The organism is Promicromonospora sp. NPDC050880 (assembly GCF_044456525.1).
Classification (GTDB): Bacteria; Actinomycetota; Actinomycetes; order Actinomycetales; family Cellulomonadaceae; genus Promicromonospora.
The window spans coordinates 161,364-185,954 of record NZ_JBITFV010000005.1 but is presented as its reverse complement, the minus strand read 5'-3'; the positions used below and the strand labels follow the sequence as shown (position 1 = coordinate 185,954).

20 protein-coding genes and 1 pseudogene are annotated in these 24,591 nt (G+C 73.2%); 12 read left to right on the top strand and 9 right to left on the bottom strand.

Features of this window, described 5'->3' with window-relative positions; translation table 11 throughout:
• Positions 1 to 5: 5 nt before the first annotated feature.
• The 6 genes and pseudogenes from ftsH to dacB all read right to left on the bottom strand — a co-directional run bounded on the left by ftsH (position 6) and on the right by dacB (position 7,231).
• Positions 6 to 2,042 carry an ATP-dependent zinc metalloprotease FtsH gene (gene ftsH / locus ACIBBF_RS11565; protein WP_397413325.1) on the bottom strand — a complete coding sequence of 679 codons (2,037 nt, stop codon included), beginning with the start codon at positions 2,040 to 2,042 and terminating at the stop codon, positions 6 to 8.
• 183 nt (positions 2,043 to 2,225) lie between these two features.
• Positions 2,226 to 2,780, bottom strand: coding sequence for a hypoxanthine phosphoribosyltransferase (gene hpt / locus ACIBBF_RS11560; protein WP_397413324.1), 555 nt, complete (start codon positions 2,778 to 2,780; stop codon positions 2,226 to 2,228).
• Positions 2,781 to 2,783: 3 nt separating this feature from the next.
• Complete coding sequence (locus ACIBBF_RS11555; RefSeq protein ID WP_397413482.1) at positions 2,784 to 3,389, bottom strand: TilS substrate-binding domain-containing protein; 606 nt, start codon at positions 3,387 to 3,389, stop codon at positions 2,784 to 2,786.
• A 315-nt stretch (positions 3,390 to 3,704) separates the two neighbouring features.
• Positions 3,705 to 4,514: pseudogene (locus ACIBBF_RS11550) on the bottom strand (ATP-binding protein); the annotation flags it as partial.
• A 140-nt stretch (positions 4,515 to 4,654) separates the two neighbouring features.
• A complete protein-coding gene (locus ACIBBF_RS11545; protein WP_397413322.1) occupies positions 4,655 to 5,734 on the bottom strand; it encodes a zinc-dependent metalloprotease in 1,080 nt (359 codons plus the stop codon).
• A 33-nt stretch (positions 5,735 to 5,767) separates the two neighbouring features.
• Positions 5,768 to 7,231: a D-alanyl-D-alanine carboxypeptidase/D-alanyl-D-alanine-endopeptidase gene (gene dacB, locus ACIBBF_RS11540; RefSeq protein WP_397413320.1), complete on the bottom strand. Its 1,464-nt coding sequence runs from the start codon at positions 7,229 to 7,231 to the stop codon at positions 5,768 to 5,770.
• 257 nt (positions 7,232 to 7,488) lie between these two features.
• Between dacB and ACIBBF_RS11535 the strand changes: the two genes are divergently transcribed.
• Positions 7,489 to 7,989, top strand: a complete 501-nt coding sequence (locus ACIBBF_RS11535) for an inorganic diphosphatase (protein ID WP_119141774.1) — start codon at positions 7,489 to 7,491, stop codon at positions 7,987 to 7,989.
• A gap of 99 nt (positions 7,990 to 8,088) precedes the next feature.
• Here ACIBBF_RS11535 and ACIBBF_RS11530 read toward each other — a convergent pair whose 3' ends face one another.
• The gene (locus ACIBBF_RS11530; protein ID WP_397413318.1) at positions 8,089 to 9,501 is read right to left on the bottom strand and encodes a C40 family peptidase; all 1,413 of its coding nucleotides are present in this window, start codon (positions 9,499 to 9,501) and stop codon (positions 8,089 to 8,091) included.
• Between the two features lie 434 nt (positions 9,502 to 9,935).
• Between ACIBBF_RS11530 and ACIBBF_RS11525 the strand changes: the two genes are divergently transcribed.
• From ACIBBF_RS11525 to ACIBBF_RS11495, 7 genes are all read left to right on the top strand, one after another.
• On the top strand, positions 9,936 to 11,270 hold the full coding sequence (locus tag ACIBBF_RS11525; RefSeq protein ID WP_397413316.1) for a bifunctional o-acetylhomoserine/o-acetylserine sulfhydrylase: 1,335 nt from the start codon (positions 9,936 to 9,938) through the stop codon (positions 11,268 to 11,270).
• 137 nt (positions 11,271 to 11,407) lie between these two features.
• Entirely contained in the window at positions 11,408 to 12,706 is a 1,299-nt protein-coding gene (locus ACIBBF_RS11520) for a homoserine O-acetyltransferase (protein WP_397413314.1), read from the top strand.
• A 40-nt stretch (positions 12,707 to 12,746) separates the two neighbouring features.
• Positions 12,747 to 13,184 (top strand): VOC family protein, encoded by a 438-nt coding sequence (locus tag ACIBBF_RS11515; protein ID WP_397413312.1) that lies wholly within the window; start codon positions 12,747 to 12,749, stop codon positions 13,182 to 13,184.
• A 79-nt stretch (positions 13,185 to 13,263) separates the two neighbouring features.
• Entirely contained in the window at positions 13,264 to 14,496 is a 1,233-nt protein-coding gene (locus tag ACIBBF_RS11510; protein WP_397413311.1) for a YncE family protein, read from the top strand.
• A 9-nt stretch (positions 14,497 to 14,505) separates the two neighbouring features.
• The gene (locus tag ACIBBF_RS11505) at positions 14,506 to 15,465 is read left to right on the top strand and encodes a zinc-binding dehydrogenase (RefSeq protein ID WP_397413310.1); all 960 of its coding nucleotides are present in this window, start codon (positions 14,506 to 14,508) and stop codon (positions 15,463 to 15,465) included.
• 135 nt (positions 15,466 to 15,600) lie between these two features.
• On the top strand, positions 15,601 to 17,283 hold the full coding sequence (locus tag ACIBBF_RS11500; protein ID WP_397413309.1) for a discoidin domain-containing protein: 1,683 nt from the start codon (positions 15,601 to 15,603) through the stop codon (positions 17,281 to 17,283).
• 99 nt (positions 17,284 to 17,382) lie between these two features.
• Positions 17,383 to 18,402, top strand: coding sequence for a LacI family DNA-binding transcriptional regulator (locus tag ACIBBF_RS11495; RefSeq protein WP_397413308.1), 1,020 nt, complete (start codon positions 17,383 to 17,385; stop codon positions 18,400 to 18,402).
• Between the two features lie 21 nt (positions 18,403 to 18,423).
• Here ACIBBF_RS11495 and ACIBBF_RS11490 read toward each other — a convergent pair whose 3' ends face one another.
• Entirely contained in the window at positions 18,424 to 20,499 is a 2,076-nt protein-coding gene (locus ACIBBF_RS11490) for a hypothetical protein (RefSeq protein WP_397413307.1), read from the bottom strand.
• Between the two features lie 227 nt (positions 20,500 to 20,726).
• Between ACIBBF_RS11490 and ACIBBF_RS11485 the strand changes: the two genes are divergently transcribed.
• Complete coding sequence (locus ACIBBF_RS11485; RefSeq protein ID WP_397413306.1) at positions 20,727 to 21,392, top strand: LysE family transporter; 666 nt, start codon at positions 20,727 to 20,729, stop codon at positions 21,390 to 21,392.
• Between the two features lie 4 nt (positions 21,393 to 21,396).
• Here the strand turns inward: ACIBBF_RS11485 and ACIBBF_RS11480 are convergent, their stop codons facing one another.
• On the bottom strand, positions 21,397 to 21,720 hold the full coding sequence (locus ACIBBF_RS11480) for an MTH1187 family thiamine-binding protein (RefSeq protein WP_397413305.1): 324 nt from the start codon (positions 21,718 to 21,720) through the stop codon (positions 21,397 to 21,399).
• A gap of 49 nt (positions 21,721 to 21,769) precedes the next feature.
• Here ACIBBF_RS11480 and cofD point away from each other — a divergent pair, with 49 nt between their 5' ends.
• The 3 genes from cofD to ACIBBF_RS11465 all read left to right on the top strand — a co-directional run bounded on the left by cofD (position 21,770) and on the right by ACIBBF_RS11465 (position 24,590).
• The gene (cofD, locus tag ACIBBF_RS11475; RefSeq protein ID WP_397413304.1) at positions 21,770 to 22,723 is read left to right on the top strand and encodes a 2-phospho-L-lactate transferase; all 954 of its coding nucleotides are present in this window, start codon (positions 21,770 to 21,772) and stop codon (positions 22,721 to 22,723) included.
• Positions 22,720 to 23,379, top strand: coding sequence for a 2-phospho-L-lactate guanylyltransferase (cofC, locus tag ACIBBF_RS11470; protein ID WP_397413303.1), 660 nt, complete (start codon positions 22,720 to 22,722; stop codon positions 23,377 to 23,379). The genes cofD and cofC overlap by 4 nt, the downstream gene beginning before the upstream one ends.
• Before the next feature lie 68 nt (positions 23,380 to 23,447).
• Positions 23,448 to 24,590, top strand: a complete 1,143-nt coding sequence (locus tag ACIBBF_RS11465) for an FAD-dependent monooxygenase (RefSeq protein WP_397413302.1) — start codon at positions 23,448 to 23,450, stop codon at positions 24,588 to 24,590.
• Position 24,591: the final 1 nt, after the last annotated feature.

The window sequence follows — 24,591 nt, the reverse complement described above, 5'->3', positions numbered from 1 at the left end:
CGTGCTCAGTTCGGCGAGTCCGTGGGCGCCGCGTCCGTCGGGGGCGCCACGTCCAGCACCGCCTCGTCCTGCGGCACCACGGAGTGGCCGTTCTGGGCGGCCAGCTCCTTGGGCGTCAGCACCGGACCGCGCGTGTGCACGGTGCGCTGCTCGCTGGACAGCCAGACGTCGCGCGCGGGGCGCTTCTGGACGGGCCGGAAGACCTCCTCCAGCTCTTTCTGGTTCAGCGTCTCCTTGTCGAGCAGCCGCAGCACCAGGTCGTCGAGCACGTCGCGGTGCTGGGTCAGCACCTCCCACGCCTCGTCGTGCGCGGCCTCGACGAACTTGCGCACCTCCTCGTCGATGGTGCCGGCCACCGACTCGGAGTAGTCCCGCTCGTGGCCGTAGTCGCGGCCGAGGAACGGCTCACCGCCGCTCGTGCCGAGCTTGATGGCGCCGATCTTCTCGCTCATGCCGTACTCGGTGACCATCTTGCGGGCGATGGCGGAGGCCTTCTCGATGTCGTTCGACGCGCCCGTGGTGGGGTCGTGGAACACGATCTCCTCGGCGACCCGGCCACCCATCGCGTAGGCGAGCTGGTCGAGCAGCTCGTTGCGCGTGGTCGAGTACTTGTCCTCGAGCGGCATGACCATGGTGTAGCCCAGGGCCCGGCCGCGCGGCAGGATCGTCACCTTGGTCACGGGGTCCGTGTAGCGCATCGCGGCAGCCACCAGGGCGTGGCCGCCCTCGTGGTACGCGGTGATCTTCTGCTCCTTGACGTTCATGACGCGGGTGCGCTTCTGCGGCCCGGCCACGACGCGGTCGATCGCCTCGTCCAGCGCGCGGTCGTCGATGAGCTGCGCGCCGCTGCGGGCGGTGAGCAGCGCGGCCTCGTTGAGCACGTTCGCCAGGTCGGCACCCGTGAAGCCCGGGGTGCGCCGGGCGACGGCCGCGAGGTCCACCTCCGGGACCATCGGCTTACCCTGCGCGTGCACGTGGAGGATCGCCTCGCGGCCCTTGAGGTCCGGGGCCTCCACGGCGACCTGGCGGTCGAAGCGGCCAGGCCGCAGCAGCGCCGGGTCGAGGATGTCGGGGCGGTTGGTCGCGGCGATGAGGATGACGTTCGTCTTGACGTCGAAGCCGTCCATCTCGACGAGCATCTGGTTCAGGGTCTGCTCGCGCTCGTCGTGCCCGCCGCCCATGCCGGCACCGCGGTGACGGCCGACGGCGTCGATCTCGTCCACGAAGATGATCGCCGGGGAGTTCTGCTTGGCCTGCTCGAACAGGTCACGCACACGGCTGGCGCCCACGCCGACGAACATCTCGACGAAGTCCGAGCCGGAGATCGAGTAGAACGGCACGCCGGCCTCGCCCGCGACGGCGCGCGCGATCAGCGTCTTACCGGTACCGGGCGGACCGTACAGCAGCACGCCCTTGGGGATCTTGGCGCCGACGGCCTGGAACTTCGCCGGCTCCTGCAGGAACTCCTTGATCTCCTGCAGCTCCTCCACGGCCTCGTCCACGCCGGCGACGTCGGCGAACGTCACCTGCGGGGTGTCCTTGCTGGCGAGCTTGGCCTTGGACTTGCCGAAGCCCATGACCCGGTTGCCGCCACCCTGGGCCCGCGAGAGCAGGAACCAGAACACGACGCCGATCAGGAGGAACGGGATCAGCACCGACAGCATGGAGGACCAGAAGCTGGGCTGCGGCACCTCCGAGTTGAACCCGTCGGCCGGGTCGGCCTTCACGATCGCGTCCTCGAGGCGGTCGCCCTGGGGCTGCGTGTAGAAGAACTCGACCGTCTTGCCGTGGTCGACCTCCTCGGCGTCCTCGCCCTCACCCTCGGTCGACTTGTACGCCTTGGTGAGCTCGAGCTCGACCCGCTGCTCGCCGTCGACCATGAGCGCGTGCTTGACCGTGCCGCCCTCGAGCAGCTCGATGCCCTGCGACGTCTCGATGCGGGAGACGCTGGGCTGATTCAGTGCCGAGATGGCCAGAGTCACCACGACCAGGGCGACCAGGATCCAGATGACCGGCCCACTCAGAAGCTTCTTGATGTTCATCGGCGACGGGGACCAGGCCCCGTTTCCCTCCGCTCGCGCAGTATGTTTCCGTCGAAACTACATGGTCTCCCTGGGAGGAGCCCCGAGTGTTCGCCCAGAGCATGTGATGCCTGGACCACACCTCGCCCAGACGTGACGAACCGCCCGGGACGGGCACTCGCGGGGTCGTCAGGTGCTGGTATCTCAGCCCCCGTAGACGTGCGGTGCCAGGGTGGCAACGAACGGCAGGTTCCGATAGTTCTCGGCGTAGTCGAGGCCGTACCCCACGACGAACTCGTTGGGGATGTCGTACCCCAGGTACTTGACCTCGACGTCGGCCTGCGCGGCGTCGGGCTTGCGCAGCATCGAGGCGATCTCGACCGACTCCGGACCGCGCGAGCGCAGGTTCGACACGAGCCAGGACAGGGTGAGCCCCGAGTCGATGATGTCCTCGACGATGAGCACGTTGCGGCCCGTCAGGTCGGCGTCGAGGTCCTTGAGGATGCGGACCACGCCCGACGACTTGGTGCCCGACCCGTACGACGACACCGCCATCCAGTCCATCTGGACCGGGTGGTGCAGGCGCCGGGACAGGTCGGCCATGACCATGACCGCACCCTTGAGGACACCGACCAGGAGCAGGTCCTTGCCCGCGTAGTCCGCGTCGATCTGGGCTGCCATCTCGTCCAGCTTCTTGGTGAGCTGCTCCTCGGTGAGCAGCACCTCTGCGAGGTCGGTGCCGACGTCGGACTGGTCCACGGGTCACTCCTGGGTTGTGCTGGGGGGCCGGACGCCGGTCCTGCCGTCCGGTACGTCGGTCGGCGCGGCGCGCAGGAAAAGCCTGCCACACGCGCGACGGGCCCGTGCGCCACCCGGCAGGTGGACCGGCCCCTGGCCGGCCCACGCCACGACGAGCGCGTCCAGGGCGTCCACGTGCCGCGCGGAGGTGTCCGACGGCGGGCAGCCGACGGCGAGCGCGGCAAGCCGCAGCGCACGACGGCGCAGCGCGGGGTGGGCGTCGTGGAGCAGGGCGGCGTCGAGGGTCAGGTCCGGGGTGGCGCGGGTCAGGTCCGGGGCGGCGCGGGTCAGGTCCGGGGCGGCGCGGGCCAGGTCCGGGGTGTCGAGGGTCAGGTCCGGGGTGGCGTGGGCGCGTTCCGGGACGTCGGCGCCCGCCCGGTCCAGCAGGTCGGCGGCCAGCTCGTCCAGCAGGTCGGCGTCGTCGCGGAGCTGGTCCGCGGTGCGCGCGAGCGCCTCTGCCACACCGGGCCCCAGGGTCTCCTCCAGCACGGGCAGCACCCGCCCGCGCACCTGCGACCGCAGCGGCACGAACGCCTGGTCCGCACGGCCCGCTCGGTCCCTTGCTGACATCTGCGTGCGGCTTCGGTCCCTTGCTGGCAACTGGGTACGGCTTCGGTCCCTTGCCTCGAGATCGGTCACCCGATGGACCGATCTCGAGGCAACCGACCGATCTGCCCGTGGGGAATCAGCAAGGGACCGATCAGGGATCGGAGCATCGCCGGCTCCCGGCGGAAACCCAGCACCATCGCCGGCTCCCGGCGAGGGATCAGCAGCGTCACCAGCTCCCAGCGGGAAACCAGCAGCATCGCCGGCTCCCGGCGAGGGATCAGCAGCGTCACCGGCACCCGGCGGAAAACCAGCAGCCTCACCGCCCCCCGACCAGGGATCAGCAGGGGGCAGCAGGTTCGTCGGGTCCGTCCAGAAGTCCAGCCCCTGCGCGGCGCACACCGCCTCGGTCTGCACCCGCCGCAGACCGAGGAACGGCCGGCGGAAGATGCCGCGCTCGCGGGGCATGCCGGCCAGCGACCGGGCCCCGGCGCCCCGGGCGAGGCCCAGCAGCACCTGTTCCGCCTGGTCGTCGAGGGTGTGCCCGAGCAGCACGATCCGCGCCCCCACCTCCCCGGCGACTCCCTCGATGGCGCCGTACCGAGCTTCCCGGGCCTCCCCCTCGGGTCCGTCCGACCCGAACGTAGACACCGTCGCCCCATGCGCCATGGAGCGAGCTTCCCTACGTTCGACACCCGCCCCGTCCACACCAACCCCGTCCACACCAACCCCGCCGACACCAACCCCGCCGACACCGACCCCGCCGACACCGACCCCGTCCACACCAACCCGGTCGGCGGCCGTCGGGACAGACCCGGCCGGCGGCAGGCCGGGCCGCCAGGCCGCGGGGCGGATCAGCACCGGGGACAGGCCCAGGGCGCGGCACTGCGCGGCCGCGCGCTCGGCGACCTGCGCGGAGCCCGCCTGGAGCCCGTGGTCCACGATCACCGCGCCCGCCCGCACGGCGTACCCCCGCGAGCGCACGGAGCGGCCGACCCGGCGGGCCTCGTACGCCGTGACCGCCGCGAGCGCCAGGCTGTCGGCCCCGCCGGAGCAGGCGACCAGCACGAGCTCGTCCGGGCCGAGCTCCGCCAGCACCGCCCGGACGGCGTTCCGGGCCACGGCGACGGCCGGGTCGACGCGGGCCACGTCAGCACCTCCCGCCGTCGGGCACGACCCGGCGGACCGGCGCTCGGCCTGCCGCCGCCACCCGGCGGACCGGCGCACGGCCGGCCGCCGCCACCCGGCGGTCCGGCAGGGCGCCCCGAACCCTCATTCGCGCTCCCTCGTCACCCGTGCACCCGCCGCACCCACGCCCGGGCGTCGGCGATCTCGCGGGCGCTCGGCAGGTTCTCCGGGGCGGCCCACACGGCGTTCAGCCCGTCGCGCCCCACGGCCCGTTCCACGGAACGCACGAACGCCGCCCCGTCGCGGTACTGGGCGAGCTTGGCGTCCATGCCGAGCAGCTTCTGGATCACCACGTCGAAGGTGTTGCGCCCCTCGCCGTCGCGCCGGCGCTCGAACCGTGCGCGGATGCGCCGCACCGATGGCACCACGCGCGGCCCGACGGCGTCCATCATCACGTCGGCGTGCCCCTCCAGGAGGGCCATGACGGCGGTGATGTCGGCGAGCTCGGCCTTCTGGTCGTGGGTGAGCATGCCGTCCATGAGGGTGCCGCCGTCGCCTCGCAGGGCGTCCAGGACGGACCGGCCGATCGCCACGACCTTCTTGTCGAACCGGGCCTTGGCCAGCTCCGCGGACGTGCGCGCCATCCCGGCCACCAGGTGCCGCGTGCGGCCGCTGAGGTGCTCGGCGAGCCAGGGCGCCGCGGCGAACTGCAGGGCGTGCGTCTGCTCGTGGAGGCACACCCAGAGCCGGAAGTCCCGGACGGGGACGTGCAGCGCGCGCTCGGCCTGGAGCACGTTGGGCGCGACGAGCAGGAGCCGGCCCGGATCGGAGTACGGGTCGAACTGGCCCAGGACACGGCCACTGAGCAGCGCGAGGACCGCCCCGATCTCCGCGGCGCCGGCGAGCTGGGCCCCGGCGGAGGTGGCGCCCTTCGAGATCTCCGCGACGACGGCGCCCAGCCCGTCGGTCATGACGGCCATGGACTGCGTGTTGGCGCGTGCCCACGTGGCGCGGTCCACGACGGCGACCGGGCTCAGCGCCTCGCCCGCCCCCGCAGCCGGTTGCATGCGCGTGGTCTCCAGCACGTGCCCGACGGCGTCCCCCGCTGCCGAGCGCAGCCCGCTCACCAGGGCGGCGAGCTCCTCCCGGGGAGCCCGGGGACCGGGCGGCGAGAGGCGCCCGGCGATCTGTGCTGCCGCCGTCCAGTCGACGACCTGCGGGGCGGTGGAGGCCTGGGTCACCGGACCACGGTAACGGTCACGGCCCGGGCCGCGTCAGCCGCCCTGGGCCGGGAGCGCGCTGTAGCTCGCGAGCTGACCCACGAAGTCGTCGTAGATCCAGGTGGCGCCCACGGTCTTGTCGGCCGGGATGGCGTCGGCCAGGATCGAGAAGACCAGGAGCCGGTCGTCGGCAGTGACCACCGTGCCCGCGAGCGCCCGGACCTTGGGCAGGCTCCCCGTCTTGGCGCGGGCCAGGCCGCGGGCGGGGTTGTCGCCGGAGAACCGGCCGTGGCTGGTGTCGAGCGTGCCCGACAGGCCCGCGACAGGCATGCCCACCGCCTCGCTGCGCAGGGTCGGGTGGGCCGGGTCGACCATGACCTCCAGCAGGTCCACGAGCTGTTCGGAGCTCAGGTACGAGCCGTCACCGAGCCCCGAGCAGTCGCGCAGCCGCGCGCCCGTCATGTCGACGCCGAGCCCTTTCGCGGCGGTGATCACGGCCTGCGTCGCGCCGTCGTTCGAGCCGGGCAGCCCGGCGTCCACGGCGACGAGGCGCCCGAGCACCTCGGTGATCGTGTTGTCCGAGTACTGCATGGCGAAGCCGACGACGTCGCCCAGCGGCGCCGAGCTGACCTGGCCGAGCACCTGCGCGTCGGCGGGCGCGGTCTCGTCGACCACGGCACCCGCCGTCGTGAGGCCCTCGTCCTCCAGCGCCGCGGCAAAGGCCTCGGCGGCGTACTTGCCGGGGTCGGACGCGCGGGGCCCGTTGTCGCTGTACCCGTCGGACAGCAGGCCCACGTTGACGCCCAGGGAGGAGACGGGTGCGATGTACCCGGCCGCGATGTCGGGGCTGGCCACGGTCGGCGCGATGTCGTCGCCGGTGAAGAGCGTGTCGTCCAGCGCGACGCGCACCTGGGTGGTGCCGGTGACCTTGACCCGCGCGGCGACCTGCTGGGCGAGGTCGGCGAGCCCGGCGCGGCCGTTGACGGCGTCCGGGTCGCCGTGGCCCGCCGCGAGCATCATGTCCCCCGCACCCACGAGCACGACGGTGTTGTCGCCGACGAGCACCGCCTTGGTGTCCAGCGTGGAGTCCGCGGGGAACGCCGACAGCGCGGCGACGCCGGTGAACAGCTTCTGCGTGGAGGCAGGGGTCATCAGCTTGTCGGGACTGGAGGAGCCCAGCACCTCGCCCGACGCCCCGTCGGCCACCACGACGCCGACGCGCGAACCCAGCCGCTTGTCCTTGGCCAGGCCCGAGACCAGCCGCTGCATCTCCACGCTGTCGGGCACGGGGGCGTCGTCGGGCAGGCCGCTCAGGAGCGCGGCCGGGGCGGGGCCCTCGACCGCTCCGGGAGCCGTCGGGAAGGGGTTGGGCTCGGGCCACGGCTCGGCCGTGGTGAGCATGCCGGGGACCATGTCGTAGGCGTCGGCGACGAGGTACCCGCCGAACAGCGCGACGACCGCGGCGACGGCAGCGCCGGAGCGCAACCCCCACTCCATGGGCATCCTCTCGATCGTCACGTAAGAGCCATCTGCAACTCTAGTCGCGGCAAACCGGGTGACCGGTACGGCGAGGTCGATCCGCGGGAAATTTCACCCGCTCACGCGCGTGGCTCACGCGCGCGACGCGCACGCTGCGAATTATGCCCAACACGGAGAGTGGTCCTGACCACAGGTCACGGTCGGGACACAGGACCCGTGGCACACTGGACGGGCGCAAGGCCGCCGCCGCGGTAAGTCACTTCGGCGACCATCTTCGAGAACTGGAGCACATCGGCGTGGAGTTCGACGTCACGATCGAGATCCCCAAGGGTCAGCGGAACAAGTACGAGGTGGATCACGAGACCGGACGCATCCGCCTCGACCGCATGCTCTTCACCTCGACGCGCTACCCCGACGACTACGGCTTCATCGAGGGCACCCTCGGCGAGGACGGCGACCCGCTGGACGCACTGGTCCTGCTGGAGGAGCCGACCTTCCCCGGCTGCCTGATCAAGTGCCGCGCGCTGGGCATGTTCCGCATGCGGGACGAGGCCGGCGGCGACGACAAGGTGCTGTGCGTGCCGACGGGTGACCAGCGTGCCGCGTGGCGACAGGACATCGACGACGTCTCGGACTTCCACCGTCTGGAGATCCAGCACTTCTTCGAGGTCTACAAGGACCTCGAGCCGGGCAAGTCGGTCGAGGGCGCCCACTGGGTGGGCCGCGCGGACGCCGAGGCCGAGATCGTGCGCTCGATCCAGCGCGCCAAGGACACGGGCTACTACGACAAGCACTGAGCCCGACGCGCCGAGACGGAGCTGGGGCGAGACGGGACCGGGGCGGAGCGACCGAGCGCGGTCGCTCCGCCCCAGCTCTGTCTCGGCGGGGTCGGCGGGTTACGGGCGGCCCGCGTAGGGCATCGCACCGGACAGGCGCAGCGGGTTCTCCGCGAGCGGGTAGCCGGGCAGGGTCGCCTCGATCATCATGCCGCCGCCCGAGTACATCGCGACGTGGTAGATCGACGACGGGTCTGCCGGGTTCGAACCGTAGAAGATGAGGTCACCCGGCCGGAGGGCGTCGTACCCGACCTTGCCGACCGCGAGGTACTGCGACCGCGACGTCCGCGTGATGTCCACGCCCTGGCTCGCCCACGACATCATGGTCAGGCCCGAGCAGTCGTAGGCGGTGGGCCCCGCCGCCCCGAGCAGGTAGGGCGCCCCGATCCGGGTCCGCGCCCAGGCCACCGCACCGTAGCCGCGGTCCGCGGACCCGGTGGACACCCCGGACGTGGGCGGGCCGACGACGACCGGCGGCGCCGGCGGGGCGACCGAGCCGCCCGACGAGCCCTCCGCCGAGGAGGCCGTGTCACCCGCCCCGGGGCCGTCCGCGCCCTCCGCGCCGGAGGTCTCGTCCCCCGACGATGCGGCAGCCTCTTCCTGAGCCGCCGCCTCCGCCGCCTCCGCGGCCTCCCTGGCCGCCTGCTGCCGTTCGAGCTCCGCCTTCGCGGCGGCCTCCCGGGCGGCGGCCTCCGCCGCGGCCCGCGCCTCCTCCCGCTGCCGCTCGATCTCCACGCTCGTGCGCCGCAGCTGCGCGAGCCGCTCGACGAGGGCCTGCCGCTGGACCTCGGCGGCCTGCGTCCGCGCGGCGAGGTCGGCGGCGGCCGCCTGCGCCGCGTCGAACGCCGACTCCGCCTGGGCCGCGGCGGCGTCCCGGTGGGCCTTGGCCGCCGTCCACCGCGCGTCGGCGGACTCCGAGGCCGCCCGCGCCTCCTGGTACTCGGCCAGCGACCCCCCGAGCTTGCGCTGCACCGCGCGCTCGGCGGCGCTGCGCCCCACCATGTCCGGCACCGACTCGGCCTCGAGGGCGACACCGAGCGACCCCAGGCCGTCGTCGCGGGCAGAGGCGCGATAGACCTCCGCCAGGCTCCCGCGGGCGGCCACCTCGCCGGCGTGCGCCTTCTCGGCCGCCGCGCGGGCCTCGGCCACCTCCCGCTGTGCCTCCTGGACGGCCTGCTGCGCCTCGGCGTAGTCGGCCGCGGCCATCTGCACCCGCACCTGGGCCGCCTCGAGCTCGGTGCGGAGCGCGACGAGCGCCGCCTCGGCCTGCCGGACGTCGAGGGTCCCGGCCGCGACCGCGTCACGGGCGGCCTGCGCCTCCTGCTCGGAGGGTGCCGACGGCGGGTCCGCGGGCGGATCGGCCTTGGCCACAGGACCCCAGGGGATCACGAGCCCGAGTGCGAGCACCGCCGCCGCGAGCGCACGGATCACCAGCACCGCGCCGTGGCCGCTCCCGTGTCGAACCTGTCCCATGATCCCCCTTCCGATCGGCGCGCTCCCGGCGTGTCGCCTTGCGCAGATCCTGTGAATCACTCCGATGTCATCGACCAATGTGACCCACGGCGCCGGTTCGCGCTACCGGAAGGCAAACGGTGCACCAAGGGCGCGCCAGCACCCCGCGAGCCGGCAACCGTCTCATTTTCGAATCTCAAAATACAAGACACCGGTTTCGGCCCCGCTCGCGGCCGTCTACGGTCTCACCCATGACTCGTCGAATGTGTTGTTGACCCAGCGCACGTTCGCCTGCCCTCGGCCGTCCGGCCGGACATCCGCGTGCGCGCCAACCCGCCGCGGACCCACCTCCTGATGCGCAGGCCCCCTGGGGGCACGCCGCGGCACGTCTCTGCCCGCCAGCCAGAAGCAGTCCGCCCGATGCACCGCCACCACAGCCAGGAAGCAGGAGAGCCATGACGCAGCCCCAGTGGTCGTTCGAGACCCGCCAGATCCACGCCGGCCAGGAGCCGGACCCCGCCACCGGCGCCCGCGCGCTGCCGATCTACCAGACGACGTCGTTCGTGTTCCCCGACGCCGGGGTCGCGGCGGACCGGTTCGCACTGAAGGACCTCGGCCCCATCTACACCCGCATCGGCAACCCCACGCAGCAGGTGGTCGAGGACCGGATCGCCAGCCTGGAGGGCGGCGTCGGCGCCCTGCTGGTCGCCTCCGGCCAGGCCGCGGAGTCGCTCGCGATCCTCAACCTGGCGCAGGCCGGTGACCACGTCGTCGCGTCCGCGAGCCTCTACGGCGGCACCTACAACCTGCTGCACCACACGCTGCCCAAGTTCGGCATCGAGACCACGTTCGTGGACGACCCGCACGACCTCGACGCGTGGCGCGCCGCCGTCCGCCCGAACACCAAGGCCTTCTTCGGCGAGACCATCCCCAACCCGCGCTCGGACGTGCTCGACATCGAGGGCGTCGCCGGTGTGGCCCACGAGACCGGTGTGCCCCTCATCGTGGACAACACCGTCGCGACGCCGTACCTCATCCGCCCGTTCGAGCACGGTGCCGACATCGTGGTGCACTCCGCGACCAAGTACCTGGGCGGCCACGGCAGCGCGATCGGCGGCGTGATCGTCGACGGCGGCCGGTTCGACTTCGCGGCCGACCCCGAGCGGTTCCCCGGCTTCAACACGCCGGACCCGAGCTACAACGGGCTCGTCTTCGCCCGGGACCTCGGCGTCGACGGCGCACTGGGCGCCAACCTGGCGTTCGTGCTCAAGGCGCGCGTCCAGCTCCTGCGCGACCTCGGCGCGGCCATCTCCCCGTTCAACGCCTTCCTGCTGGCCCAGGGTCTGGAGACCCTGTCCCTGCGGGTGGAGCGGCACGTCGCCAACGCCCAGCACGTCGCGGGATGGCTGGAGGCCCGGGACGACGTCCGCGGCGTCCACTACGCGGGCCTGCCGAGCTCGCCCTGGTACGGCAACGCCCAGAAGTACGCGCCGAAGGGTGCGGGTGCCGTGCTCGCCTTCGAGCTCGACGGTGGTACCGAGGCGGGCCAGGCCTTCGTCTCGGCTCTGCAGCTGCACTCCAACGTGGCGAACATCGGCGACGTCCGCTCGCTCGTGATCCACCCCGCGTCCACCACGCACTCCCAGCTCACGCCGGAGGAGCAGGCACTGTCGGGCGTGACGCCCGGCCTGGTCCGTCTCGCGGTGGGCCTGGAGAACGTGGAGGACATCCTGGCCGACCTGGAGCTCGGCTTCACCGCCGCGAAGAACCTCCTCGGCGAGGAGCGCTGATCGACCCGTCCACGCCCGGGGCGGGCACCGGAGAACCCTCCGGTGCCCGCCCCGGGCGTGTCCCGCGAGCACGACCGCGAGGCACCCACCCCGAGCTCACCACCCTGGGCTCACCATCCCGAGCCGCAGGAGGAGCCATGGCCATCACCACCCCGGAGGCCGCTCACGGTGCCCTGGACGCCGACGTCCACGATCCCGAGGTCCGCACGGCGCGCGTGCCGTTCCCCGTGCCCGAGGGCACGTCCGGCGGTGACGTCACGGCACCGCGCCCGGCAGGACCGGTCGAGACCTCGCGCTCCCGGAGCAAGCCGCCGGTGCCGCCGAGCGGCGCGTGGCGCGAGGGAGACGACCCGGGCCGCCGGCAGTTCGCCGACGTCGGCACGTTCGAGCTCGAGGCCGGAGGGCGGCTGCCCGACGTCCGTGTGGCCTACGAGACGTGGGGCACGCTGAACGCCGACGGCTCGAACGCGGTGCTCGTGCTGCACGCCCTGACCGGCGACTCCCACGTGGTGGGCGACGCCGGCCCCGGTCACCCGACGGCCGGCTGGTGGTCGCAGATGGTCGGCCCGGGCCGGCCCATCGACACCGACCGGTACTTCGTGGTGGCACCCAACGCGCTGGGCGGCTGCCAGGGCACCACGGGGCCTTCGTCCACGGCGCACGACGGGCGTCCCTGGGGCGGCCGCTTCCCGTACGTGACCACCCGGGACCAGGTCGCCGTGGAGATCGCTCTGACCCGGGAGCTGGGCATCCGATCCTGGGATCTCGTCATCGGCGCCTCGATGGGCGGGCTGCGCGTGCTGGAGTGGGCGCTGCTGGGGCCGGAGGCCGGCATCGAGGTGCGCAACCTCGCCGCCATCGCGACCACGGCGCAGACCGGCGGGGACCAGATCGCCTGGGCGCACCCGCAGCTCGCCGCGATCCGCATGGACCCGCGCTTCCGGGGCGGCGACTACTACGACGCGGCCGACGACGACGGCCCCCACGCCGGCCTGGGCATCGCCCGGCAGATCGCGCACACGACGTACCGCACGGGCTACGAGCTGGACCAGCGCTTCGGCCGCCTGCCGCAGGGCGGCGAGGACCCGTTCTCGGGCGGCCGCTTCGCCGTCCAGTCCTACCTGGACCACCACGGCGACAAGCTGGCCCGCCGGTTCGACGCCAACTCCTACCTCGTGCTCACCGAGTCCATGCTGTCGCACGACCTGGGCCGCGACCGCGGCGGCGTCGAGGCCGCACTCAGCCAGGTCACCGCGCGGACGCTCGTGGTGGCCGTGGACAGCGACCGGCTGTTCCCGCCCCAGCAGTCCGCGCGGCTCGCCCAGTGGATCCCGGGCGCGGAACCGCTGCGGATCGTGACGAGCGACGTGGGCCACGACGGTTTCCTCGTGGAGGCCGACCAGATCGGCCCGATGGTCGGTGAGTTCCTCGGGTAACCATCCGGCGGCCCGGCGGCGCCAGGCTTAGCGTGGACGCATGGCAAAGCTCAATCCATACCTCAGCTTCCGGTCCGAGGCCAAGGATGCACTGGCCTTCTACCAGTCCGTGCTCGGCGGCGAGCTGGACGTCAGCACCTTCGGTGGAACCCCGATGGAGGGGATGCCCACACCCGACGAGGACAAGGACCTCGTCATGCACGGCCAGCTCGACACCCCGGGCGGGCTCACCATCATGGCGGCGGACACGCCGTCCTTCATGGAGTACGTGGCGCCGTCCGCGGGCGTGACCGTCGCCCTGACGGGCGGCCCGGACGACCACGAGTACATCAAGGGCGCCTTCGAGAAGCTGTCCGACGGCGCGACGCCGGGCCAGCCGCTCGAGCTCGCGCCGTGGGGCGACTACTACGGGGCGCTCACGGACAAGTTCGGCATCTCCTGGATGTTCGACATCGCCACGGAGCAGTCCGCCGGGTGATCTTTCGTTACTGAACCCGACTCCAGTAACCTTCGTCGGGCCGGTCGGAGCCGACCGGTCCGACGAAGAGGAGCGTCCAGTGACACAGCGCCGTGCACTCTCCATCCTTGCCTCGCTCGGCCTCGCGGTGTCCGCCGCGGCCACCGCCTCCGCACCCGCGCACGCCGACCCGCCCCCGCGCGAGGTGCTGTTCGTCGCCAACAACTGGGACGGCACGGCCTCCGTGCTCTCCTCCGGCGCCGACCTCACCCCGGTCGGCGAGATCGACGTGATCCCCGACCGCGAGCAGCGGATGCGCGAGATCTACCGCGACCCGGTCCGGCTGGCGGCGTTCCTCGTCATCCGGGAGACGGTCGGCGAGGGCCACGACCAGTTCGCCGACGACATGTACACCACGCCCGACGGCACCTCGCTGGTGGTGTCGCGGCCCAGCTTCGCCGACGTCGTCTCCCTGAGCCTCGCCACGGGCGAGGTGGAGTGGCGGTTCCCGGTCTCCGGCCTGCGCGCCGACCACATGGCGGTGTCCCCGGACGGCACCCAGGTGGCGGTCTCGGCGTCGACCGGCAACCGCGTGCACGTGCTGGACATCGAGACCGGTGCCGAGGTCGGCTCGTTCCGCACGGGCGACAAGCCGCACGAGAACGTCTACACGGCCGACGGCCTGATCTGGAACATGTCGATCGGCGAGGTGAACAACGACCTGGACGACCCGGCGCTCGACTTCCTCAAGGGTGACCGTGTCATCACGGTGGCGGACGCCGAGACGCTCGAGGTGGTGCGCGAGATCGACATGCGCGACCGGCTCGACGACGCGGGGCTCGGCCACCTGTCCGACGCCGTCCGCCCCGCCACGTTCAGCCCCGACGAGTCGAAGCTCTACTTCCAGGTCTCGTTCTTCGGCGGGTTCCTGGAGTACGACGTCGCCGCCGACCGCATCACCCGGGTCAAGACGCTGCCGCGCGTGTTCGACGGCCGCCGCGACGAGATGGTGAACGACTCGCGGCACCACGGCCTGACGATGCAGCCCACGGGTGAGCACCTGTGCGTCGCGGGAACCATGGACGACTACGCGATGGTCGTGGACCGGGCCACGCTGGCCGAGGGGCCCCGGATCGAGGTCGCGAAGCCGTACTGGTCCACCGTGACCGGCGACGGCGCCGCCTGCGTGGTCTCGGAGTCGGCGGCGGACCAGGTGACGTCGATCGACTTCGCGACGGGCCGGAAGATCACGTCCGTGCCGGTGGGCGACCATCCGCAGCGGGTGCGGCTCGGCACGGTGCCCGCCGGCTGGTCCGGCACCACCGGCGAGTAGGTTGAGAACATGCTCGCCGCCTTCGTGACCCGTTTCTCGCCCGACAGCCCTCTCGACGGCCTGGAGGTGGGCGACCGCCCCGAGCCGGCCGCCGTCGAGCACTGGACCACCGTGGACGTCCGGGCCGCGAGCCTGAACCACCACGACCTCTGGTCACTGCGCGGCGTCGGCCTGCGCGAGGAACAGCTCCCGATGATCCTCGGCACCGACGCCGCCGGCGTGGCCCCGGACGGCTCCGAGGTGATCGTGCACGGCGTCATCGGGGCCGACGGCCACGGCGTCGGGCCGAAGGAGCCGCGCTCGCTCCTGTCGGAGCGCTACCCCGGGACGCTCGCCGAGCGGGTGGCCGTGCCGACGGCGAACCTCGTGCCGAAGCCCGCCGAGCTGTCGTTCGAGGAGGCCGCGTGCCTGCCGACGGCATGGCTCACCGCGTACACGATGCTGTTCACGAAGGGCGGCCTCGCCCCGGGCGACCGCGTGCTGGTGCAGGGCGCGGGCGGCGGGCTCGCGACGGCGGCGATCACGCTCGGCGCGGCGGCCGGGCTGGAGGTGTGGGTGACCTCCCGCTCCGCGGAGAAGCGGGAGCGGGCCGTCGCCCTGGGCGCGGCGGGCGCCGTCGAGACCGGTGCGCGACTGCCCGCGCGCGTCGACGCCGTGCTGGAGTCGGTGGGTCAGGCGACGTGGGCGCACTCGGTCCGCTCGGTACGTCCGGGCGGCACGGTGCTGGTCTGCGGGGCCACGTCGGGCGACGCCGCCCCGGCCGAGCTGACCCGCGTCTTCTTCCAGGAGCTCCGGATCCAGGGGGTCACCATGGGCACCCGCGAGGACCTGGGCGCGCTCGCCCGGTTCTGCGCGCGCACGGGCGTGCGCCCCGTGATCGACGCCGAGGTGCCGCTCGCCAAGGCCGCGGAGGGCCTCGCCCGGCTGCACGAGGGGGAGCAGTTCGGCAAGGTCGTCGTCCGGCCCTGACCTTCCTCACTGACAGCCCGGTCAGCAAACTTCGCCGAAAGCCTTGACCCGGTTCCGGAATGTCCGCGACAGTGTCAGAGAGCGCTCTCTCACACTGCCCGAAGTGCCAGACCGACGTTCGAAGGAGCACGTCAGATGCGCAGACACCTCCGCCTGCTCGCGGCGGCGACCACCGCCGCGGCCCTCCTCGCCCTGGGTGCGATCACCCAGGTCACCACCGCCTCGGCCGCCGCCGAACCGCTCTCCCAGGGCCGGCCCGTCACCACGTCCAGCACCGAGTTCGACTGGAGCACCGGCGCCGCTGCCGTCGACGGCGACCCCGGCACCCGGTGGTCCAGCGCCGCCGCCGACAACCAGTGGATCCGCATCGACCTGGGCTCCGTCCAGGCGATCGACCGGGTCGTCCTCGACTGGGAGACGGCGTACGCGTCCGGCTTCCGTATCGAGACCTCGGCCGACGGCGCGGCGTGGTCCACGATCTACTCGACCACCACCGGTACGGGCGGCGACCAGAACCTCGACGTCGACGGCTCCGGCCGCTACCTGCGGCTCTGGGCCACCCAGCGCGCCACCCAGTGGGGCGTCTCCCTCTGGGAGCTGCAGGTGTTCGGCACCGGGGGCGGCACGCCCACCGACGCCTCGCTCCTCTCCTACGGCAAGCAGGGCAGCGCCTCCAGCTCGCAGAACGACGGCAACTGCTGGCTCTGCTCCCCCGACAAGGCCTTCGACCTCGACCCGGCCAGCCGCTGGGCCGTCAGCCCCGACACGGGCTGGGTCGACGAGGGCTGGATCGCCGTGGATCTCGGGGCCGCCGCGCACGTGACCAGCGTGGTGCTGCAGTGGGACCCGGCGTTCGCGACGACGTTCGACATCGAGGTCTCCGACAACGGCTCGACGTGGCGCACCGTGCACACGACCACGAACGGCACCGGTTTCAAGCAGACCATCCCGCTCGACGCGAACGGCCGGCACGTGCGCGTGCACATGCGCGACCGGAGCGGCCCCTACGGCTACTCGCTCTGGGAGTTCCAGGTCTACGGCACCGGCGGCGCACCCACCGCTCCCCCGGCCGAGCCCGCCGACCCCGACTTCGACGACCTCGACCTGGTGTGGAGCGACGAGTTCAACGGCCCGGCGGGCACCGCGGCCGACGGCTCGAAGTGGCACATCGACGCGGGTCTGCCGCAGAACAACGAGCAGCAGGTCTACACCCCGAGCGGCAACGGGTTCCAGGACGGCCAGGGCAACTTCGTGCTGGAGGCACGGCGGGAGGACCGCGACGGCCGGCAGTACACGTCGCACCGGATGAACACCTCGAACACGTTCCACGCGCAGTACGGCCGGTTCGAGGCCCGCGTGAAGGTGCCCGAGGGCCGCGGCCTGTGGCCCGCGTTCTGGATGATGGGCTCCGACTTCCTCGACGGCCGCCCCTGGCCGTACAACGGGGAGATCGACATCATGGAGTTCATCGGCCAGAACCCGACCCAGGCCCACTCCACGCTGCACGCCCCCGCGTACAACGGCGGGGGCGGCTACGGCGGGGCGTACGCGCTGCCGGACGGGTCGAAGATCTCGGACGGCTTCCACACCTGGGCCGCCGAGTGGGACAGCGAGGGCATCCAGTTCTCGCTCGACGGCCGCGACGTGTTCTACGCGGACAAGGACACGGTCGAGTCGACCCGCGGGCCGTGGGTCTACGACCACGAGTTCTACCTGATCCTCAACCTCGCGGTGGGCGGTGACTGGCCCGGCCCGCCGGACGCGAGCACCCCGTTCCCGTCCCGCATGCTCGTCGACTACGTCCGCGTCTACCAGTAACCCTTCGTTCGTCGAGTGCTGGGTTCTCGCCCTTTCAAGGCACGAGAAAGGGCGAGAACCCAGCACTCGACGAAGCGGGGTGGGGGGTATAAAGGGCGGGTGCAACGTCCTACCTTGGAGGTCGTCGCCTCGGTGGCCGGGGTCTCGCGCGCGACCGTGTCGCGGGTGATCAACGAGGTGCCCACCGTCGACCCCGAGATCGTCGAAGTGGTGCGGCGGGCGATCGAGGAGACCGGGTACGTGCCGAACCTCGCGGCCCGCTCCCTCGTGACGCGACGCACGGGCTCGGTGGCGCTCGTGGTCTCAGAGCCGCCGGAGCAGCGTTCGCCGCTGCCGTTCCTCGAACGCCTCTTCACCGACCCGTACCTGGGGCGCGTGACGGCGGGCGCGCAGGAGGTGCTGCGGCCCCGCGACATCCACCTCGCGATCATCCCTGCCGACCCGCCCGCACACGACCAGGTGGTGCGCTACGTGCGGCAAGGGCACGTCGACGGCGTGCTGCTCATCACGTCCAGCTCCGCCGACCCGCTGCCGGGCCGGCTCGCGGGCCTGGCCGTGCCGCTGGTGCTGTCCACCCGCACCGACCTGGCGGACGTCTCCTGGGTCGACCTGGACCAGGCCGCCGGCGGACGGCTCGCGGCCGAGCACCTCGCGGGCGCCGGCCGTACCCGGCTCGCGGTCGTCGCCGGACCTGCCGACGCGCCGTTCGGGCACGCCCGGCTCCAGGGTTTCCTCGACGGTGTGCGCGCCGCCGGCCTGCGGGAGCCCGAGGTGGTCCCCGCCGACTTCACGCGCCCGGGCGGCGAGGCCGCGGTCCGCGCGCTCCTGGCCGCCCGGCCGGACATCGACGGCGTCTTCGCGGCGAACGACCTCATGGCGGACGGCGTATCGACCGCCCTCCGGGCCGCCGGCCGGGACGTGCCGCGCGACGTCGCCGTGGTGGGCTTCGACGACTCGAGCGTCGCCGCCCAGGCCCACCCGCCGCTCACGACCGTGCGGCAGCCCGTCGAGGACATGGCCAGCGCCATGGCGCGGCTGCTGCTCGCCGCACTGGACGGCGCGAGCACGGGCGGCTCTGCGACCTTCGTGCCCGAGCTCGTGGTGCGCGCCTCCGGCTGACCGGCGGTACGGCCCGCCGGCTCAGGCGAACCGGCGGGAGAACTCCTCGACCAGCGTCGGGCCGGTATCGCCGATGCGCCACACGTTCCAGCCGTCGGCCGTGTACGAGCCGGACGCCGCCGTGGCCGCCGAGTCCGGGTGCCGGTAGCGGGCGCCGTTGGTGAGCTCGATGGCGCCGTCCGGCAGGAGCATCGCCTCGAAGTGCTGGTTGCGGCGCGGACGCGACCACACGATGCGCGTGGGCGTGCCGATGCTGCGGGCCAGCGCCTCCAGGTCGGGGTCGTCCTCCTCCTCGAACAGCATCGGGGTGCTGGCCCGGATGCTCTCGTTCGGCGGCACGGGGCGCGCGGGCGCCTCGGGAGCGCTCGACGGGTAGGGGTCCGCGTCGAACGTCGGTCCGCCGAAGCCCGTGTCGGGTCCGGACAGATAGCCGCCAGACTCCCAGGGGGCCCGGTCCGTGGCGACGGAGGCGGCCGGGTCCGCATAGGAGGTCTGGTACCCGGTCTGCTCGCCGTACCCGTAGCCGCCCTGGTCGTACGCCGGGGCGTCGGCCGTGTAGCCGTACGCGGACGCCGCCGGCGCGAAGCTGGACTCGCCCTGGTAGCTCGGCTCGGGCGTGTAGCGCGGCTGCGTGATGTCGAGGTCGGCCGGCTCGTCCGCGACGTACGGGGTGCCGCTGTCGTACGACGGCGGCTGCCACAGGTTCTCGTCGGGCTGCGGCTGCACGCCGCCCCCCGGGTACGCGGGCGCGGCCGACGGCGTCGGGTTCGACGGCGGGTAGGCCGACGTCGGCTCGTCGGGCTGCGACGACGCCGCGAACCGGTCGGTGCGCGAGCGCCGCCGCATCGCGGGTGCCGGAGCGGGCGCGGAGTCCGGGGCCGGGACCGACTGGACGGGCACAGAGGGCACGGTGGCGTCACCCAGCGAGGAGCGGCTGGCGGAGAGGCGCGGGGGCGTGGTCGGCGTCGGGCGGGACTCGGCGCCCGGGCGGACCGGCGAGACCTGCGCGCCGCTCGGGGGCGGCGAGACGGGGCTCGGCGCAGCCGGCGGAGCAGGGACCGGTGCGGCGTCGGACGAGCTCGCGGCGGCCTGCGCCCGGCGGGAGGCACGGGTGCCGCCCGCGCGCTCGGCGGCGCCGGACCGGGCACCGCCCGAGCGGAGGCCGGCCCGTAGGCCGGTCGCCGCGTTGGTCGGGCCCGAGGGCGGGTTGTCGGCCGGCGGAGCCGGCGCTGCGGCGCGGTTGGACCGCTCGGCCTGCTTCGCCGCCCGCTCGGAGCGCGACTGCAGCGCGTGGGGCTCACGATCGGTCCGGGACTGCGGCGTCTGCGCGACGACCGGCATCTTGCCCGTGAGGGCGTACCCGACCTTCACGCCCTCCTCGAAGGCGTCCTTCGGTGCGGACCCGCCGCCCGCGACGCCGCCGGTGACGCCCGCGTCCATGGACGTGCTCACCGAGCTGTCCATCGAGGCCGTGATGGTGCCGCCGATCGGCGCCGACTTCGGGGCCGGCAGACCCGGCGGGAGGTGCACCACGAGCGGCGAGACGTCGAGGAACTTGCGGCCGTCGTCCGAGTTCACCACGCCCATCTTCAGCACCTCGACGGGCATCGAGGGCTGGCGCAGGAAGTCGACGGCGTTGAGGATCTCGTCGGGGGCGTTCTGGCAGATGATGATGAGCCGCGCGCCGGACCCGCCGTTCTTGCCCGCCTGCGTGCGGGTGATCGGCACGCTGTCGTAGAACGCCGCGACGTCGTGCTGGAACGAGCTCGCACCCCCGCTGTAGCGCGCGGCGAGGTCGGCGCGCGTCAGCCGGCCGGCGGCACCCGCGTGGTCGAGCGCCTTGGCGAGGTTCTCCCGGTCGAGGTCGGCGACCAGCTCGACGACGACGGGCGAACCGGACGCATCGAGCGCGAGCAGGTGCGGCTCGTCCGGGCCGGACCCCTGCGCGATGGGGAAGACCTCCTCGCCGAGCAGGCCGTCGATGTGGGAGTCGACCACCTGGTTCGCCGTCGTCTTCAGGCCCGGCTCCGAGCCGCCCTTGCCGCCTGCGGACGTCACGAGGAGGGGCCGCTGGGTGTCGACCTCGAACAGTGGCATCTCGTGATCTCCCCGGGTCTTGCCGCATTGGTCCGCCTTAGCCTAAAGGCCCGGGACACCGACGCGGAAACACGCCGGTGAAGGTGTCGTGACGCTTGTCCTGAGGGACCGGTCCGGCCTATCGTCCGGGCCATGACCGTCATCCATGCTCCTGCGTTCCTGTCCCGGCGACGTTGCGTCGCCGGTCAGCAGGTGCGCGGCGCGGGGAGGTGCGACCAGGCGCAGCGATGAGCGCCACGGCGTCGCTGACGACGCTGTGGCCCGCGCTGGTCGCCGGAATCGCGGCCGGGTACGCCGTCGCCCTCCCGGTGGGGCCGGTCGCGTCCTACCTCGTGGGGCTGGCTGCCCGCCATCCGTGGCGGGTCGGTGCCGCCGGTGCGCTCGGTGTCGCGGCCGTCGACGGCGGCTACGCACTGGTCACCGGGCTGTTCGGCACGTTCGTCGCCGGCCTGGTGCAGCCGGTCGAGGGGCCGCTGCGGATCGCGTCAGCCGTCGTGCTCGTGGTGCTGGCCGCTCGTGGTGCGCTGGCCGCATGGCGGGAACGGACGGCTCCGGACGGCGAGGGGCGGGCCGAGACCCTCACCGCCCCGGGAGCCTTCGCACGGTTCGTCACGATCACCGCCATCAACCCCGGGACCGTCCTGTTCTTCACGGTGATCGTGACCGGCGGGGCGGTGACCGGCGGCGCGCCCGACGGCGGAACCGCCGGGCGCATCGTGGTCGGCGCGGTGTTCGGGACCGCGGCGTTCCTGGCCTCCGCGTCCTGGCAGCTCGCACTGGCCCTCGGTGGAACGCTGCTCGGCCGGATGCTGTCCGGACCACGCGGCCGGCTGGGCACGGCGCTTGCGTCGTCGGCCCTGATGCTCGTGCTGGCCGTGCTGCTGCTGTGCTGATGTGTCAGGAGTGGCCCGTCTCCGACTCGTCGGCGGCCAGGCGCTCCTCGACCCGGGCGATCTTGCTGTCGATCTGCCCGGCCGGAGCGCCGGGGCGGATGTCGGCCTTGATGACGAGCGAGACGCGGTGACCGCCGCGGGCCACGGAGTCCGTGGCCCGCTGGATCACGGGCATCACCTCGTCCCACGACCCCTCGATCTCGGTGAACATCGAGGTGGTCCGGTTCGGGAGCCCGGACTCCCGGACGATGCGGACGGCCTCGGCGACGGATTCGGCCACGGACTCGCCCGCGGTCATGGGGGCGACGGAGAACGCGAAGACAGCCATGCCCCCAGTCTGCCCCCTGACGGGTTCGCGGCGGACGTAGGCTCGACGCGTGAACGTCACCCTCCTCGCCGGCGGGGTCGGCGGTGCGCGGCTCGCGCACGGCCTCGACCTCGCGCTGGGCGCGGCACCCACCGGTACGACGCCCGTCGACGACGAGCCCGCGCTGACCGTCGTCGTGAACGTCGGCGACGACACCGAGCTCCACGGCCTCGCCATCTCCCCCGACCTCGACACCGTCCTCTACACGCTCGCGGGCCTGAACGACGAGGACCGCGGCTGGGGCCTGCGCGGCGAGTCGTACGCGACCCTCGGCGCGCTGAAGGACCTCGGCGAGGACACCTGGTTCACGCTCGGCGACCGCGACCTGGCGACCCACATCGTGCGCACCGCCCGTCTGCGCCGGGGCGAGCCGCTGTCCGCCGTCACGGCGCACCTGGCGCGGTCGACGGGCGTGCGCCCCCGGGTCCTGCCCGTCACGGACGACCGGCTCGCCACCCTCGTCGACACCCCGTCGGGCCGCCTCGGCTTCCAGGAGTACTTCGTGGGCCGGCAGCACGCGGACGCCGTCCTCGGCCTGCACTTCGACGGGGCCGACGCCGCCCGCCCGGCCCCCGGCGTGCTCGACGCGCTGGCCGCGGAGCTCGTGGTGGTCGCGCCGTCCAACCCGTTCCTGTCCATCGAGCCGCTGCTCGCGGTCCAGGGCGTCCGGGACGCGCTGGCCGCCGCCCCGGGCCGGCGCGTGGCGGTGAGCCCCATCGTGGGCGGCCAGGCGATCAAGGGACCGGCGGCACAGATCCTGGAGACCCTGGGGCACGAGGTGTCGGCGCTGGGCGTGGCCCGGATCTACGCCGGTCTCGTCGACGTGATGGTCATCGACGAGCGTGACGCCACCCTCGCGGACGCCGTCGCCGACCTCGGCCTCGCGGTGCACGTCACCGACACGATCATGGGCGGCCCGCCCGGCCGCGAGCGCCTGGCCCGCGAGCTCCTGGCCCTGGCGTGACGGACGGTTCCCCGGGCACGACGGCGGTGGTGCCCCTGCGCGACGGCGTCTCGGGCAAGTCCCGGCTCGCCGCGGTGCTGGACGCCGCCTCGCGACGCCGGCTGGTCCGGGTGCTGGCGCGGCACGTGGTGGCGACGCTGCTCGCGTCCGACGGGATCGGGCAGGTGGTCGTGGTCACGGCCGACCCGGCCTTCGCCCGGGACACCCTGGCCGGGCTGGAGGTGGAGGTGCTGGAGCAGCCCGCCGACCGCCCCGGGCTGAACCCGGCCCTGGAGCACGCCCGGGCGCACCTGCTCGCGGCGTCACCGCGGTCCGTCCGCCTCCTGGTGGCCCACGCCGACCTGCCCGCGCTCACCCCGGCCGACGTGACCGCCCTGCTGGCGCAGGACGTGCCGGTCGTGATCGCCACCGACCGCAACCGCTCGGGCACCAACCTGCTCCTGCTCCCGTCCGGAGCGGGGTTCCGGTTCCGGTTCGGGACCGGATCGCTCGCCGCGCACCTGGCCGAGGCGGAGACCCGGGGGCTCGCCACGACGGTGGTGGACCGGCCGGGGACCGCCGTCGACCTGGACACCGCCGACGACTGGTCGCAGCTCCCGGACGAGGTGCGGGCCGTCGTGGGGCAGCAGGTACCGGGTCTGCGCGCTTCCCGCTGACGAGTGGCCCGTCCGGTCTGATGTACTTTGCGCGGTATTGCGAAGGACATCTGCCCCAGGGAGTCACCGTGAGCGCTGTGCAGAACGTCGGGGTCGTCGGCGCGGGGGTCTCAGGCCTCGCGGCCGCCATCCTGCTGGCCGAGGCCGGGATCCGCGTGGTCGTCTACGAGGCGAAGCCCGACCTCGGCACGCTGGGGTCCGGGATCACGCTCCAGGGGAACGCGCTGCGGGCCCTCGACCGGCTCGGGGTGTGGGACCAGGTGCGTCGGCGGTCGTACTCGTTCGACGTGACCGGGATCCGGGCGCCGGGACCGGAGGCGCCGCTGGTCGCCGAGATGCACGACAACGCCATGGGCGGCCCGGACTACCCGGCCACGGCCGGCATGTACCGGCCCGACCTGGCCGAGATCCTGGTCGCCCGCGCGCGGGCCGTCGGCGCCGTGGTCCGTTCCGGCACCCGGGTCACGGCACTCGTCCAGGACGACGACGCCGTCACGCTCGACCTCGCCACGGCCGGCGGACCGGACCGGGCGACGCACGACCTGGTGGTCGGGGCGGACGGCCTGAACTCCACGGTCCGCGAGCTGATCGGCATCGGGACCAGGCCCGAGCCCAACGGCATGGGCATCTTCCGGGCGTTCGTCCGGCGCCCTGCGGGAGCCGACCACACCGAGCTCGTGTTCGGCGGGCCCTCGTACATCGCGGGCTTCTGCCCCACCGGCGAGGACACCATGTACGCCTACCTGGTCGAGGACAAGCAGGACCGGCAGGGCCTCACCCCCGCCGAGGGCTCCCGCCTGATGGCCGAGCTGGCCCGCCCCTACGGCGCCCACTGGAACGACATCCGCGCCCAGCTCGAACGCGGCGTCGAGCACGTCCACTACACCTGGTTCACCAGCCACCTGGTGCCCGCGCCGTGGAACCGCGGGCGCGTGGTCGTCATCGGCGACGCCGCGCACTCCTGCCCGCCGACCGTCGCGCAGGGCGCGGCCCAGGCGCTGGAGGACGCCGTCGTGCTGGGTGACGTGCTGGCCCGGCACGACCGCCTGGCCGACGCCCTGTGGACCGAGTTCCACGAGCGCCGGGTGCCGCGTGCGGCCGCCGTCGTCGAGGTGTCCGACCAGATCGCGTCCTGGCTCCTGGCCCACGAGCGGGGCGACGTGCCGGGTCTGCACCGCACAATCTCCGACCTGGTCTCCCGCGAGCCCTGAC

Excerpts from the sequence above, each read along its gene's own strand:
- ACIBBF_RS11520 (WP_397413314.1), top strand. The coding sequence starts at position 11,408 with ATGGCCATCACCACCCCGGAGGCCGCTCACGGTGCCCTGGACGCCGAC.
- ACIBBF_RS11555 (WP_397413482.1), bottom strand. The coding sequence starts at position 3,389 with ATGTCAGCAAGGGACCGAGCGGGCCGTGCGGACCAGGCGTTCGTGCCG.
- ACIBBF_RS11515 (WP_397413312.1), top strand. The coding sequence starts at position 12,747 with ATGGCAAAGCTCAATCCATACCTCAGCTTCCGGTCCGAGGCCAAGGAT.
- ACIBBF_RS11500 (WP_397413309.1), top strand. The coding sequence starts at position 15,601 with ATGCGCAGACACCTCCGCCTGCTCGCGGCGGCGACCACCGCCGCGGCC.
- ACIBBF_RS11490 (WP_397413307.1), bottom strand. The coding sequence starts at position 20,499 with ATGCCACTGTTCGAGGTCGACACCCAGCGGCCCCTCCTCGTGACGTCC.
- ACIBBF_RS11505 (WP_397413310.1), top strand. The coding sequence starts at position 14,506 with ATGCTCGCCGCCTTCGTGACCCGTTTCTCGCCCGACAGCCCTCTCGAC.
- ACIBBF_RS11485 (WP_397413306.1), top strand. The coding sequence starts at position 20,727 with ATGAGCGCCACGGCGTCGCTGACGACGCTGTGGCCCGCGCTGGTCGCC.
- ACIBBF_RS11530 (WP_397413318.1), bottom strand. The coding sequence starts at position 9,501 with ATGGGACAGGTTCGACACGGGAGCGGCCACGGCGCGGTGCTGGTGATC.
- ftsH (WP_397413325.1), bottom strand. The coding sequence starts at position 2,042 with ATGAACATCAAGAAGCTTCTGAGTGGGCCGGTCATCTGGATCCTGGTC.
- ACIBBF_RS11480 (WP_397413305.1), bottom strand. The coding sequence starts at position 21,720 with ATGGCTGTCTTCGCGTTCTCCGTCGCCCCCATGACCGCGGGCGAGTCC.
- ACIBBF_RS11525 (WP_397413316.1), top strand. The coding sequence starts at position 9,936 with ATGACGCAGCCCCAGTGGTCGTTCGAGACCCGCCAGATCCACGCCGGC.